11 protein-coding genes and 1 pseudogene are annotated in these 14,661 nt (G+C 56.8%); 7 read left to right on the top strand and 5 right to left on the bottom strand.

The genetic code is table 11. The features are described 5' to 3' along the window. Positions 1–382 precede the first annotated feature (382 nt). Positions 383–718 carry a helix-turn-helix transcriptional regulator gene (locus RSSM_RS00620; protein WP_008673274.1) on the top strand — a complete coding sequence of 112 codons (336 nt, stop codon included), beginning with the start codon at positions 383–385 and terminating at the stop codon, positions 716–718. A gap of 417 nt (positions 719–1,135) precedes the next feature. On the opposite strand, the gene purB is transcribed toward RSSM_RS00620, so the two are convergent. After that, complete coding sequence (gene purB, locus RSSM_RS00615; protein WP_044300385.1) at positions 1,136–2,563, bottom strand: adenylosuccinate lyase; 1,428 nt, start codon at positions 2,561–2,563, stop codon at positions 1,136–1,138. 265 nt (positions 2,564–2,828) lie between these two features. Between purB and RSSM_RS00610 the strand changes: the two genes are divergently transcribed. Both RSSM_RS00610 and RSSM_RS00605 read left to right on the top strand, forming a co-directional pair. After that, a complete protein-coding gene (locus RSSM_RS00610; RefSeq protein WP_008673267.1) occupies positions 2,829–3,434 on the top strand; it encodes a lysophospholipid acyltransferase family protein in 606 nt (201 codons plus the stop codon). A 24-nt stretch (positions 3,435–3,458) separates the two neighbouring features. Then, on the top strand, positions 3,459–4,397 hold the full coding sequence (locus tag RSSM_RS00605; protein ID WP_008673265.1) for a hypothetical protein: 939 nt from the start codon (positions 3,459–3,461) through the stop codon (positions 4,395–4,397). Between the two features lie 22 nt (positions 4,398–4,419). Here RSSM_RS00605 and RSSM_RS00600 read toward each other — a convergent pair whose 3' ends face one another. Further along, positions 4,420–6,663 carry a hypothetical protein gene (locus tag RSSM_RS00600; RefSeq protein WP_008673264.1) on the bottom strand — a complete coding sequence of 748 codons (2,244 nt, stop codon included), beginning with the start codon at positions 6,661–6,663 and terminating at the stop codon, positions 4,420–4,422. 223 nt (positions 6,664–6,886) lie between these two features. On the opposite strand from RSSM_RS00600, the gene RSSM_RS00595 reads away from it, so the two are divergent. Together RSSM_RS00595 and RSSM_RS00590 are read left to right on the top strand one after the other, a co-directional pair. Further along, on the top strand, positions 6,887–7,372 hold the full coding sequence (locus RSSM_RS00595) for a HugZ family pyridoxamine 5'-phosphate oxidase (protein ID WP_008673262.1): 486 nt from the start codon (positions 6,887–6,889) through the stop codon (positions 7,370–7,372). A gap of 57 nt (positions 7,373–7,429) precedes the next feature. Next, the gene (locus RSSM_RS00590) at positions 7,430–7,804 is read left to right on the top strand and encodes a hypothetical protein (RefSeq protein ID WP_008673260.1); all 375 of its coding nucleotides are present in this window, start codon (positions 7,430–7,432) and stop codon (positions 7,802–7,804) included. A 217-nt stretch (positions 7,805–8,021) separates the two neighbouring features. On the opposite strand, the gene RSSM_RS00585 is transcribed toward RSSM_RS00590, so the two are convergent. Beyond that, positions 8,022–9,569: a family 16 glycoside hydrolase gene (locus RSSM_RS00585; RefSeq protein ID WP_236620855.1), complete on the bottom strand. Its 1,548-nt coding sequence runs from the start codon at positions 9,567–9,569 to the stop codon at positions 8,022–8,024. Positions 9,570–9,833: 264 nt separating this feature from the next. Then, positions 9,834–11,327 carry a sulfatase family protein gene (locus tag RSSM_RS00580; RefSeq protein WP_144059461.1) on the bottom strand — a complete coding sequence of 498 codons (1,494 nt, stop codon included), beginning with the start codon at positions 11,325–11,327 and terminating at the stop codon, positions 9,834–9,836. 759 nt (positions 11,328–12,086) lie between these two features. Here RSSM_RS00580 and RSSM_RS35365 point away from each other — a divergent pair. Further along, positions 12,087–12,302, top strand: a pseudogene (locus RSSM_RS35365) (GTP-binding protein); the annotation flags it as partial. Between the two features lie 25 nt (positions 12,303–12,327). On the opposite strand, the gene RSSM_RS00570 reads toward RSSM_RS35365, so the two are convergent. Beyond that, the gene (locus RSSM_RS00570; protein ID WP_008673255.1) at positions 12,328–13,704 is read right to left on the bottom strand and encodes a hypothetical protein; all 1,377 of its coding nucleotides are present in this window, start codon (positions 13,702–13,704) and stop codon (positions 12,328–12,330) included. A gap of 461 nt (positions 13,705–14,165) precedes the next feature. Here RSSM_RS00570 and RSSM_RS00565 point away from each other — a divergent pair. After that, positions 14,166–14,661, top strand: a 496-nt coding sequence (locus RSSM_RS00565) for a hypothetical protein (RefSeq protein WP_044300383.1), incomplete at its 3' end; no start/stop codon positions are given.

Here is a 14,661-nt window from a genome sequence, read left to right as displayed (position 1 = left end):
GTGACTTCGATCCCATCCGAAAACCACGATCAACCAATTCGTCGGCGGGCATTCCAACCGGCTATCCCATGCCAACCACGGCCCCTGCAAATCGCGGCGAACTGTCGGATTCCGGCAGCGGTTTGCAGCAAAAGTGAAATGTTCTTGCCTGGCGTTTGGGCGAGATCGTCACGCCGAATTCCAAAAACTCTATTTTTGGCGAAACGGCAATCTGCTGGTCTGTTCGAGTCGCTATGCTATCCCGGTGAACTTTGATTCACGAATTCGATGGTGGAGTGAACGCGTCTGGCGAAAACCGATCGGGGCTCGGCGATTGCCAATCACTCAGGAACGCTGGGAGAGTCAGCGTGGTTGCAAAGACAGGTAGGAGTAGATGACAGTCGTGAGTGAGTCTTCAGCGGAGGAGAAAGATGCGTCGATCAAGACGGAACCTCAAGCGAATCGTTGGACGTTTCTGACCAATCATGCGCACGTGCTGATCGTGCTGCATGGCGATCCCGACATCGTGCTTCGCGAGGTCGCGACGCAAGTCGGGATAACCGAACGCGCGGTCCAGCGAATCGTTCAGGACCTCGAGGAAGACGGGTTCATCCGCCGAGAGAAAGTCGGCCGCAAGAACCACTACGAAGTTCTCACCGGCAAACAGCTTCGTCATCCGATCGAGGCGCACCGAACGATCGGCGATCTGTTGAAACTAATCCACGGCGAATCAGCCTAACTCGTCGTCGTCACCACGAGTCCGCTGAGCAACCAGCGGATACATGGAACGAGATTCCACCCGTGAGCCGAAGTGAGTCAGCACTCGGGGGTTGGGCGTGTTGAGTCGGGGGCTTGGTTGGCGTGTCTACCCGAGGCCTTACGGCCATTCGGCTCACGTAGATCGGTCTTTCCAAGACCGATTGCAGGCGTTGGTTCGTTCAACGATCCGATGTCTTTGAATCGGCTCGCGAGATTGGTCGTGGGGTGTCCGCCTCGGAGATGCGGACCTACGTGGGGCGTTGCTCGGTCTTTGCAAGGTCGAGGGCAATCACCTTCCGTCGAGCTCGCCCGGGCGGAAGCTTTTGAGGACCTGCAGGCAGTTGGCGTCTCTACCCGAGGCCTTGCGGACGTTCGGCACACTGAATAAGGGGACAGACTACAGAATGTTGCCTGGGCGGTAGGCGGCGGCTTCGGGGTTGGCGTTGACGAGGTCGGCGATCTTGGCGTTGACCTTTTCGATCTGTTGGGCCGCGTTGCCGATGAATTCAATCGGTGCCCCGATCGCTGAATGCAGTTGCTCGTCGTTCATCGGGATCCGTTCATCGGTGGCGAGTCGTTCAATCAGGTCGTTGTCGTCACGACCGCTGTCTCGCATCGCCAGTGCGGCGGCGACGGCGTGTTCCTTGATCGCTTCGTGTGCGGTTTCGCGACCCACGCCTGCTTTGACCGCGGCAACCAAGATCTTGGTCGTTGCCAAAAACGGCAGATAACGGCGCAGTTCACGATCGATGACCGCTGGGTAGGCACCGTAGTCCGCAAGGACGGTTAGGAACGTTTCGAGTTGACCGTCGATGCAGAGGAATGAATCGGGAATCGCAACGCGGCGGACGACACTGCAACTGACATCGCCCTCGTTCCATTGGTCGCCGATGAGGCCGCCGACCATCGCCAGGTAACCTCGCATCAAAACACAGAACCCGTCGATACGTTCAGCCGAGCGGGCGTTCATCTTGTGCGGCATCGCTGACGATCCGACCTGTCCGGGACGGAAACCTTCGGTCGCCAATTCGGCGCCCGCCATCAAGCGAAGCGTGCGGGCAAAGTTCGCGGGGCCGGAAGAAAGCTGGGTCAGCGCCGAAACCACGTCAAAGTCCAACGATCGGGCGTAGACCTGACCGACGCTGTCGAAGACCGATTGGAAGCCAAGACGTTCGGCGATGCGTTGATCGAGTTGATCGAGTTTGCCAGCGTCGTTTTGGAACAGGTCGAGCATGTCCTGCTGTGTGCCGACGGGGCCTTTGATCCCACGCAGCGGATAGCGGGCGATCAACTCGTCGATGCGTTGGTGAGCGACGAGCAATTCCTCGGCAATGTTGGCGAACCGTTTGCCAACTGTGGTGACCTGCGCGGGCACGTTGTGGCTGCGTCCGGCGATCGCCAACTGGGCAAACTCGGCGGCACGTTCGGCGACGAGCGACAACGACGTCACGATGCGGTCGCGGACGAGAACGAGCCCCGATCGAATTTGAAGTTGTTCCACGTTTTCGGTTAAATCGCGGCTGGTCATTCCCTTGTGAACGTGTTCGTGACCGGCCAACGCGTTGAATTCTTCGATGCGAGCTTTCACGTCGTGCTTGGTCACCCGTTCGCGGTCATCGATCGATTTCAGATCGACTCGCTCGAGGACTTTCCGGTACGACTCGATGACCTCGTCGGGGATCGAAACGCCGAGGTCGTTCTGTGCTTCCATCACCGCGATCCATAATTTTCGTTCCTGGATTACTTTCGCTTCGGGGGACCAAATGGCGACCATCGCGTCGCTGGCGTATCGAGAGGCGAGAACGTTAGGCAAAACGGAGGGCATTGAGGCCGACACGGAAATCTCCGAAAAAATGAGCGAGCAAACGAGGTTGCCCGGTTCAGGAAATGAATCAAAACGGTTTCAGAAACGCTCGCACGGCCGAGCGATCACGCCAACCGCGTGGTGAAAACGACTGAATCTTCAGCACGTCGGTGGAGAATATAGTCGCTCGTTGGCTCCGCACGAATGACGGGCACAACCGTCGGAGAAATTTACGTTCCGATGGGGGATCTACTGGCAAGCGGGGCGTCAGGGTAAACTCGTCGGCATGACTTTGACCAGCCACGCGATCGTCCTTCTCGCCAAGCTTTTTAGCGGATTCACCGTCCGGTGGGTCGATTGCCAACCCGATACCTGCCAACGCATTTACTTCGCCAATCACACCAGCCACCTCGACGCGGTGGTGTTGTGGTCGGCGTTGCCAAAAGAGATCCGCGCCTTGACGCGGCCCGTCGCTGCGAAAGATTACTGGAGTGGTGGATGGTTCAAACCGCATATTGCGGCGAGCTTCAACGCGTTGCTGATCGATCGTAAAGAGATACGCGTTCACAAAAGCCCGATCGATAGCATGATCCGGCAGATGGGCGACATCTATTCGTTGATCGTTTTTCCCGAAGGCGGCCGCAGTGCTGGGGAAGAGATGAGCGACTTCAAGAGCGGGCTGTATTACCTGGGCAAGAAACGTCCGGACTTGGAACTCGTTCCCGTCTACATGGAAAACCTGAACCGGATTTTGCCGCGAGGCGAAGTTTTGCCGGTACCGCTGTTGTCCTGTATCACCATCGGAGCCCCCATCTTTTTGGAAGCGGGCGAACCGAAAGCTGACTTCCTGCGACGGGCACGGCAGTCGGTGTTGCAACTCAAAGACCTATAACTCCTCTCTAAACGGATTCTTCGAATGAGTGACGGTATCGATTCCAACCCCAACCGTGCCCCGTGGACGTCACCGGGCGGAGCAGGCGATCCGGCTAACCCCGGCGACCCCTACGCTCCTCACGAGGCCGCGAACCAACCGCCGGCCAAAAAAGGACTCGGTTGTTGGGTGTGGGGATGTCTCGGCGCGGTCGTGTTCATGTTGCTCGCGATGGTCGGCATCGCGTTCGGGACGTACTTCTTCGTAACCAAACAGGTCGCCAAGTACACCGACACGCAGCCCGCCGAGATGCCGGTCGTTGAGTTGGAAGACGAAGAACTCACCGCTCTCGAACAGCGAATCGAATCATTCACCAGTCAGGTCCGTGGCGATCAGGGTGCCGACAGTAGCGCGGGCGTTGACACGGGCGACTCGGAAGGAGACGACGCCTCGGATGCCGAGGCTGACACTACCGAAGAGCCGCCGATGCAAGAGTTGCAACTCAGTGCGAGTGAGATCAACGGGTTGATTGCGTCGAAGCCGGAACTCAAAGGACGTGTCTTTGTGGACATCGCCGACGGCCGCGTGTTCGGGAAAGTTAGCATCCCGACCGACATGATTCCCGGTGGCGATGGCCGTTTCTTCAACGCCGATGGCGAGTTCGACGTGTCGATGAGCGACGGCGTCCTGGTTGTGCGTTTGATCGACGCGAGCGTGAAGGGCGAACGCATTCCTCAACAGATCCTCGATCAGTTCTCGCAGGAAAACCTCGCCAAGGACGCTTACAACGACCAAGAGAACGCCGAGATCTTAAGGAAGTTTGAAAGCATCGAGGTGGTCGACGATTCGATCGTGCTGCGTTTGCGAGAACCGGCCCCAGAGCCGAACGCGAAACCAGAGCCGAACGCGAAACCCGAGTCGGACGATACTCAGACGGCACCTTCCGCCGAGGACGAAGTCGAACCCGCCGCGAGTGGCGTTTGAGAACTGAGTGATTCACGCCGTGTTACCGTACCGCGATCGAGATCCAACCGTCGGTCAAATCGATCGCGTGTACTTTTAACTCACGACCTGCGAGAGCCGGCAATTTGATCGTCTCGGGCAACGTAAAGTTGCGGTGCAGCAGCTCGTTGGGAAAGAGATCGTTGAAGCTCTTTTCCATGTTGGTCTTGATCGCGGTTTGGCTGATCGTGAGTCGACGCGTTCCCGGGAATGACAGGTCGACTTCGTCGTCGCGGATCAACCACATGGTGGAGTCTTCGCCGATCACGGGACGGTAGGTTGCCGCGACCTCGAGCGTTCGTTTGATTTCGCGGTCACCTTGAGCGAAACGAGTGCCCCGCAAACCGATCCGTAACGTTTGATTGTCGGCTTCGACAAACACCGGCCGGAACGAATGCAGGTCGACTTCAAAATCTTCTTCCGATGGGGCCGGTTCGCTGTCGGCGACTTCCGCGACCGTATCCACCACGGTGTCGAGGCTGAGTTCGTCAACATCGAGGTCGACGCCAACGCTCGTTTCGATAATCGCGGCGGTGACTTCCGGCGGCGCGGGGATCGGTTTAGGTAACGCGATTCCGAGGGCACCGACGAGTTCATTGATTTTGGCCGGAGACATCGTTTGGCCGGACAGCAAGTTGGTGATCGTGTTGTCGAGCACGCTCTGGTGCACCTGGACCGCACTGAAATAACTGCCCGGATGGATTCCCTGCCCGGTCGCGGATCGAATCGCTGACAGCGATGGCGGTTCGACAAGGGCAGCCAATCCGCTGTCGCGTTGCAAGTTGGCTCGCGAGTAAACGGCGTTCGTGGTCGAACCGATCGTGCGTGTCAGGGCCGGCAAATCGAGTCGACGGAACCACGGATTGATCGCTTCGTCGATGCTCGGGAATTCGCGTTCGGCTGCTTTTGCGGTCTGCATATCGAACTCGCGGACGGTTTGGTCGCGTAGTTTGTTTTCCGAGATCGCTTCGGCGAGTGGGCGTTGTTCGTTCGCCTTTCGCATCGCAATTTTGCGGACCAACTTCAGCGGATGATTGATGCGTTTGACTCGCGATGACAAGTCGGCCGTTCCAACAGTCGCACCGAGAACGATACCTCGTTCGGTGATCGCGAATTGCCGCGCGGCGTAGACTTGCCCGTTCGCGTTACTATCCAGAGTGATCGGTTTTCGGAAACCTCGCGTGTTCGATGAGAATGCCCCGTCCATCCTCACCATCAAACGCACATGACCATCCGAGGGCAGCAATTGTGCTGTCACGTTTCCGACGATTCTGGCACTGCCCAACAGCCGGGTACCGAGGATGCAGTCGTTGACGTCGTTGGGATTGTTAACCGGGCGAGAAAGTGCGTCGGTGATCGTGCGTCCGTCGACCCAGCCACGTAGGTTGGGTTTGCTGAAGTACGATCGGATCTGCGAGGTCACCGCGGGCGCTTGGTTTGCATCCGACAATCCGCTGAGCAAACGTTCGAGCCGGGCGATCTCTTCGGCCGAGAGCTCGTCAAGTCTGCGGTGAGTGAGCCCGGGCGACGCGGCTTCCTCGGATGAATCGCCACCGCGGTCGCGAGCCCGTTTGGGCGTTTCATCTTTAACGACAAAGAGTTCTGCGATCGCATCGAGCTGTTTCTCAACCGATTGCAATCCGCGTTTCGGATCGGAGTAGCGAAGCGCAGCGATGTAGGTTTGCAGGTTTCTGCGAAGCCGGACCATGGGCTCGAGTTCCAAGCCGACATGAAGTCCGCGAAGGCGTGATTCAAGTTCGACCGCGGCGCGTCCACGTTTCGATACGGAGTCCCCGTTCGAGATCGCGTCGCTCAAGGGTTCGAGCGTCAGATAGCTCAGCCAAGCCGATTGGTTGGAGTCATTGGTGGATCGTTCGAGGTAAGATTCGATGCCCGCCATGGCCTCGATCACGGCGGCTTCCGCCTTTTCGAGATTCGGCAGTCGGTCCGGATCCAGTGCTTCGCGGGCGCGGTCGATCGTATCGAGCAACCCGGCAACGCGATCGATCGAGTCAAAGTAGTGAACGCTCGAATTCAGGAGAACGGCACCCTCGGGTAAAGGCGGATAGGCCGACAACGACGGACCGGCGTCGTGCGAAACGTGCATCGACGCCGGTTGGATCGATACCGGTGCGTTCTCCACGATCGGCCAGTCGGCAGACGTTCTCGCGGTCAATCCGGCAGGGCAAAGGGCCGGAACGATGACTGCAAACAAGGCCGCGATCGAAAAACCGTTGAGCTGGAGCATAAGTGTTCTGGGCGGACTGCGGGGAATGTGGGTTTCGCCAGTTTAGCTAGTCTGGCAGTAAAAGCACGAGATGGGGCACCATTGAGAGCACGATCGGTGCCATCGAGCGGATTTTGGCCGAATTTCCTGTCCGCACTGTGTCGCGCCGTGCCGCACTGGCCGACAGAACGGCGGCTATACTGGCGCAGGGATGATATTTCAGTAAGAACGCGAGGGAGGCGAAATGACCGATTGCACGCAGGCGGAAATCGCCGGGAGGATTGTTCGTCAGGCGCGTTCGGCGTGCCTGGGCACGATCGATCGTGACGGTGGACCGTTTGTCTCGTTGGTGAACGTCGCCGCGTCGGTCGATTCCCGGCCTGCGATCCTCATGCTGCTGAGCGGATTGGCACGACACACCAAAAATCTGATTCCGAATCCGTCTGCCTCGTTGCTGCTCACGCAGTCTCCTTCGCAATCGGTCACGTCGGACACGGATGCCACTGCAGATCCGCTTGCTGGGGCACGCGTCACTTTGTTGGGGGAGGCTGTTGCGGTGTCCCGAGACGCGGACGCGTCCGAACGTGCAACGTTTCTCGCCGCACACGAGTCGGCGGCGAAGTACGCAGGATTTGGCGACTTTTCTTTCTACCGGTTTGAAATCGCGGATGTGCATTTGGTTGCCGGTTTCGGGCAGATCTCCACGTTTTCGCCTGACGAGTTGTCCTAGTACCGGCGATTCTTCACTGATCCCTTTTGGTTTTCATTTCTTCGAGGCGAGACACACATGGCATTCCAACCCGAACCAAACAAAAAGGACACGCCGGACGATGCGTTGACAGATCCGTTGCCCCAACCGTTGGCGGAGCATGTCACCAACGACGTCGACAAAAAGCAGATCGCGCAGTTCGTGACCACGATCAAAAATTCAGAGCAGCAAGTCGGCGAGAACATCATCGCGGCGTTGCAACACGAAGACACCGTCGCGGTGTTGACCACCGTCGCGATCGGTCCGGATGGCAACCAAAGAGTGATCTCGGCGGCGTTGAATCCGCAGCGGATGAAACAGGTGCAGGAGATCCTTCGCGATGCCGAAGTCGAACGCGTCGACGAGCAACCTTGTTTCGGGTTTCATTGCTTAGTCAAACCGAAACCGTCGTGAGCACCGCTTGCGATACCGCAGTGAATCCACATCAACACCGGGCGTTTGTCAGTCTGTTGGATACTAACCTGCTAGAGCCCTTCCGAAACTCTTGGCGAGTTTCGCTACCCTGAAATCATGCTATGACGCACTACTGATTCTTCACGGTGTTGTTACTCCGAAGGTGATCGCAGGAGTGCAGGTTTGGCAACCGATTGAGTCTACATGCCGAGTTGTGTTACGGCAGTTCGCGGATTCGCAGTTTGCGAAATTGGATCGGAGAACCTTCGCTTTCGAGGCAGAGATAGCCTTCGGCGGGTTGAATGTCGGTTCCGCCGGAAACCTCTTCACCGTTGACCCACAAACGGACTTCGCCGTTGATCGCACGGATGTAGTATTGATTCCATTGCCCGTGTCCCTTGGCGAGGTGTTGCCTTGGGAAACTGCGACTGCCATTGGGAGAAAGCGGCGGGAACGGTGTCATGTCGACGCGAACCGGGAACACGTCTCCGTTGGTTCCGAACCAAGAGGTGTCTTTTCCTTGTTCGCGAATCATGTCCGTGTAGCCATGGTCGAGCATCTGGACTTCGATTCCGTCAGGCAGGCCTGGTTTTTGTGCCTCGGTGAGTTTGGCGATCGACTCGGGCGTCGTCCATACAAAACACCCCGAGTTGCCGGCGGGCTTTTCGTGCATCCATTCGACGACTAATTCAAAGTTGCGATACTCTTTCGCGGTTCTCAGCACGCTGACGGGACGGCCGGTGCAGTGCAGCACTCCGTCCTGCCACGACCAGGTGTCCTCGTTGCTGTTGACGTGAACGAAGTCGTCCTGGGTGAGTGGTTTCCAACCGGGTTGGTTGTCGTCCATGGACGCCCGCGTCGCGTCGGACGATGCGTGTGCGTCGGCCTTCTCTTCGGGTGCGATCCAGCCGTTGATTTGCATCCATGCTTTGCACGCGTTCGGCCAACTATCGACGGGACGGTCGTCTCGGAACATTCCGAATCCGTGACCGCCGCGGTCATAAATATGTAACTCGCCGGGGACATTGTGTTTTTGCATCGCCGCGTAGTACCGCAGGCTGTTTTCGATCGGGACAGCTTTATCGTCGCCGGCGTGAACCAGAAACGTCGGGCAGGTTTCCGCGTCGACCCGTTCGTCACGCGACATCTCCGCGATCAATTCATCGCTCGGTTCTTTGCCGAGCAGGTTTTTCTTTGAACCATTATGCGTTACCCCGTTTCGCATGCTGATCACCGGGTAAACGAGAACCGCGTAGTTGATGTCGGCTTCCGCATCGGTGGCAACGCTCGCGGCGAGGTGTCCTCCGGCAGAAAAGCCGAGGATGCCAACCCGATCCGGTTTCAACTCCCACTGCGAGGCGTGCTCGCGCATGATCTCCAACGCCCGGCGGGCGTCCTGCAGCGGGACAGGATGCTCGTTCGCACCGCCACTGCAGCGGTACTTCAGAACTCCCGCGGTCACACCAAGATCACACATCCACTGCGCGACAGCGTGTCCTTCTTTCTCGATCGATAATCCGCCATACCCGCCGCCTGGGCAAATAATGATGCTTGTTCCCGTATTGGTTTCCTTCGATGGAAGGTAAACCGCGAGCGTAGGACGATTGATTTTCGTCACCCATCCGTTGCCGTCGCCCCGTGGTTGATACACCTCGGTGTTGTCGGATTCGGTGTTGCCCAACTGAGCATCGGTCCACAAGTCAAAGGTCTGGTCGGCTGGGTAGGTCGGCATGTCGTCTGCACGCAGTGTTGCTGCGGCAGTCATCGAAGTCGTCAAGATCGTGAAAAGAAACCAAAGTCGAACGTGGTGAGATTGAAACATCGAAAGCATGGGGAAGGAGTATCGGTGGGGAGGGTGGGAGAGGACGGAACAAAACAGGTAGCCGGAGTCGCCAGACTTCGGACGGGCAATGGTCGATGGTCTGAATTTTTGGTGAGTCCAGCTATGGGGATCGGGTGGGTGGTTTGATCTCTTGGCACGTCGGGTTGCGATGTCCGGAAGTTTACTACATCGATATGCGAGGATGCGTTACTGCAACTGAGGTTTTCGCCAGACGGGGCGTGCGTTTGTTGTAATCTCCTCATCGACGGCCCGCATTCGGCGTTTCAATCGTTCGGCAATCTCGGGGTCTTGAGCGAACCGGTTGTCCTGCTCGCCGATGTCACCGCTGAGATCGAATAGCAGACCAACGACTGAGTTTTTCGCCTTCCCGCTGGCGTTTGCCTTTGCGGCTGTTTTGGGATTCTCGAGCAGTTTCCATTGGTCCACGCGAATTCCCTTGAGTTGTCCACTGGCGGAATAGAAAACGAGTTCGTGTCTCGGCGATTCGTTGCTTTGGAAGGTCGACGTGATGTCAAAACCATCGATCTGAACGTCGGACGGCAGCGGGTGATTGGTCACCCCGGCGATGGTCGGCAGCAGGTCCATCGTCGATGTAAAGGCGTCGGTTGTCGTGCCAGCGGGAATCCGACCCGGCCCCCACATCACGCAGGGAACCCGTTGGCCTCCTTCAAACGTAGTCCCTTTGCCTGCTCTCAATGGGCCAGCGTTCCCGCCGTGATTTTTGAACTTCAACCAAGGACCGTTGTCACTGGTATAGACAACGATCGTGTTCTCAGACAGTCCGAGGTCGCGTACGGTCTGCATCAGACGGCCGACTTCGGCGTCAATGTGTTCGATCACACATTTGTACGCGTTGTCGGGATTGCTGTCGTAAACGTCTTCGGGAACATACAAAGGAATGTGGGGCATCGAGTGAGGAAGGTACAAAAAGAATGGCTGTTCCTGATTCTCGGTGATGAACTCGATTGCCCGGTCGGTGTACCGACGCGTGACGGTGCGTTGGTCGACCGGTAATTCGATGATGGACTCGTTTTCGAAAAGAGGCGTTTTCCACAATCGAACACAACTCTCCTGGTCCGCCCACAATTCGTCCGACGGTATGCGTGGTTTGCCTTTGTTGTCGGGGTGGTTCATGTCGTTCGAATACGGGATTCCATAGTAGGAATCAAAACCGTTCGCCGTCGGGAGGACCTCGGGGTGATGTCCGAGGTGCCACTTCCCGACACATGCGGTGGCGTACCCGATCGACTTCAGATGATCGGCGATGGTGTACTCATCCGAATGAAGCCCGTAGTTGCTCTTAGGGAACAGAACATGTCGATGCATGCCAACGCGTTTGGGATAACTCCCCGTCAAAAGCGCCGCTCGTGAAGGCGAACAAACCGAACATGCGGTGTAGAAACTTGTATACGTTCGACCTTCTTTGGCCATGCGATCGATATTGGGAGTCGCAATCGTGGTCGAGCCAAAGCATCCCAAATCACCGTAGCCTTGGTCATCGGTCAGTATTAGAACGATGTTGGGACGAGTGGCTGAATCGGCTTTTGCCTGCGTAAAAAACGGGCTCAGGGTCAACAAGCAGGCAACCACGATGATGCCCCGAGCAACGATCCTGTTTGGCAGATGACGCGGGAATACTCCGCGAAAACCGGCCTGCGCCGAGGCAACAAATTGAGTCATGTTGAATCCCATCCTATTGAATGCGGGGGTTGGTCGCGGTTTCGCGTTCCACGTGCAAAGCATTTCGTGTTCTTGTTTCTCGCCCCCTGAGTCTAATTCCGGCGGCAACTGAGCCAACCCCAGCAGGCCCTTTCGAAAACGGCGAGTAATCGAGAACAACGACGCCAATAAGACGGTTCGGGGCTGATGTTGCAAACAGAAAGATTGCCATTACGACACACCCCGGGGACTCGAAAACGACCGTTGACGTACTAGCCCGCAGCGCAAGCAAGGGATCGCAAGCAAGGCACCAAAGGCAACCACTCGCTCGCCGGGCCGTTGATTTATTCGTTTAACGGGCAGTCAAAGGCGACCTGCTTGTCACTGCACGTCGCCTTTGGCTACCGGTTAAACGCAAACAGTTTGACTCTTGATTAAATTGACAAGCCGTTGCGCGTCGGGCTGGTAACCTATCCGCGAACCTTCGGTTTTCAATGAAATCAACAAGCCGAAAACGTGTCCCGCTCTTCGACGGGAACGGGGAACGCATCCGCGACAACGAAGAGGCCGCTCAGCTTGCGTTCGGCCTATTCGATTGAAACTGTTTCAGCAGCAAGTCCGGCGGTGGTCGCTTCGCTCGACCGGCGTCTAATTGCTAGAACGACTTCGGCGTAGAGAAACACGTGGGGAATCAACTGCTTGGAAAAGATTCTTACGACGCAAGATCTTTAACAAGTATTACTACTGTTTGCGGCTTCGCCGCCTCGGGGAAACCAACTCGTGTCGATTGCAAACGCCGTCAATCCGGTCACCGTTCTGACTGGCTTATTGGGATCAGGCAAGACTATGTTGCTCAATCGCATTCTCTCCGAGAAGCACGGAAAACCAATCGCCGTGATCGAGAATAAGTTCGGCGAGATCGGCGTCGACAACGACCTCGTGATCGCTACCGAAGAAGTGATCTTCGAGATGAACAACGGTTGCATCTGCTGCAGAGTCCGTTGCGAAGAGCGAAGATTCGTCACGCCCCTCGACGCAGTGGCATGCGGGCTTCAGAGACCTTCTGCAGCGTTTCCAATGCAATGGGCAGATGCTCGGGGCTGTTCTGGAACAATTTCTCGATGTGCGATTGAGGATCGTCGAGCCAGCGCCGGTATGCTGTGGCGATCAAATCGATGAGTTCATAGTCACACGCTCGCAACACGCGAACAAAACATCGGTCCAGCGTCGGCACGACCTCCTCCGGAACGGAATCCTGCATGCACAAAGCATACAGGCCGGCGAAAGTGAGGTGCTTTTGATGGGCTTCCAGCATCGTTGCTGCCGTCTCCACCGTCGCTTCATCCAGCCCGCCTAGCTTGGCAAGCACGCACATGCTTTTTGCACAGACTTCATCGTCGCGATGATCCGTCAGAGAACGAAGTCCACGAACAATGGACTCGCTGCCAATCGCTGGTTGGTGAGACGCCATCCTTTCGATCGCCGCGATCGCATTGAGCGAGATCGCGACGTTGGCCGAACCTAGTTTGTCGATCAACAAGGATTCTTGCTGAGCATCCAGATTGCCATCCGAATTCAAGTGTCGAATCGCGATCACCTGACGGGATGCCGATGACTCGGTTGCCAGTTTCCACCAATCTCTTTGCGACTGCGTCAACAAAAACTGTTTCGCTCGTGGTTGAAAGAAGGAATCGTTTGTTTTCAGCAGAAACTTCAGCGACTTCCGCGTCGGTCTTTTGACGTCGCTAGGTAAATCGTTCATCCACTCGGGAGCCGCGTCGTCACGAGCCCATTCCGCAATCGCGTTGGCATAGGCAAGGGATTGGCCGTCGAGGAAAGGTCGTGGAAAAACATCCCACTGCGTCGAGTCCCAGTAAACCGGGTGCTTGGCAACCAGACTGATGCCGTTGCGAATCATGCCCAGTCCCATCCCGACGACGGCAAGGTCGACTTGTTCAGGCAAATGTGCCCCGGCAAAGTTGTTTTGCGAAAGCAAATCGCAGACGACGGCATTGATCAGCGTGGCAAGCCCCATCGCCGGATCGCTGTCGATCGTCTGATCCAGTATGATGCTGCGGTCGGACGGTTCATAGCGACCCGCCAGCCCGCTGGGACCATCGCAAGACCCACCACCGCAACAGCCACCGCCTGCACTCTGAGCTTGCGGGAGGGCATTGCGAACCTGAATTTCATTGACATCATGCCCGAGGTGTCTTCCGACAAACGCGATCACCTGTTGCGGATCCCGCTCGGCGTCATAGAGGTCAAAGATCGCTTTGCGACTCACCACGGGAAGCAAGAGGCGTTCAAAGCCAACACATTCAGCGATCTGTTGCAGGCAAAATTCAATCCGCGACTTCGCGGAATCGGACAGATTCGCTTTCGGTTGAAAGAACACGATGCAGGACTCAGGGTTTCAGGGGATTGACCGAACAAGACAGGACACCGATCGCTAACCAGAGTACTGAAATCCCAGCCCCCAAGGCAGCGCCAGTTTTGACGAGCATCCACGTGCCACCGGTGAGTTGCCTGTTTGCCAGTCAACTGGCTCGATTCAAATACGGCCATCGTGGTTTCACGAGAACGCCGTTGGTCCTTTTTTAAGTAGTGGACGAGGCGACGAGTCCTCCGCCCACTCATCTCGTAGCGGACGAGGCGACGAGTCCTACTCGCAATAGCCAAAAATCGAGGCGACCACTCACGCCACAACATCCAAAATCAATCAGGCATTAAGATGGAAAGGAGCCCTTAGCCGTTTCTTTCGATGCCGTAGGACTCGTCGCCTCGTCCGCTATGGCCTCGTCCGCTACGGCGTTGTTAGGGGAGGGACTCGTCGCCTCGTCCACTACGGTTTTTCCTATGACACGCGATTACTTGAAGCGTTTGTCGCGAGGGTACTATCAGGGCGAGGCGATTGTTCACTGGACGATCACGATTCGGGATCGTCGCCAAGGCTGGCTTTGTCCGGCGTTCTACTACCGATTTCGTGAACTCCTGACGCATACGCTATTTCGGTATGGCATGGCTTGCCCAATTCATTGCCTGATGCCTGATCACGTTCACATGATGTGGATGGGACTGCACGCCCAATGCGATCAACTCAACGCCATGAAGCACTTCCGTCCTCGATGCGATGAGTCCTTGCAACGCATTGGCTTTGCACTCCAAGACCAAGCCTACGACCACGTCTTGAAGGATGAAGAACGCATGCCATCCCACTTTCGCGATCTCTGCGATTACATTGCCAGAAATCCCGAACGCCGCGGGCTGGTGGAAATCGATGGCTTCATGAAATACGCCTTTACCGGCTGCCTAGTGCCAGGCTATCCCGAGTTGAAACCATTTGCACCGGACT

The organism is Aporhodopirellula sallentina SM41 (assembly GCF_000346505.1).
GTDB classification, from domain to species: Bacteria; Planctomycetota; Planctomycetia; order Pirellulales; family Pirellulaceae; genus Rhodopirellula; species Rhodopirellula sallentina.
This window is presented reverse-complemented; position numbering and strand designations above follow the sequence as displayed.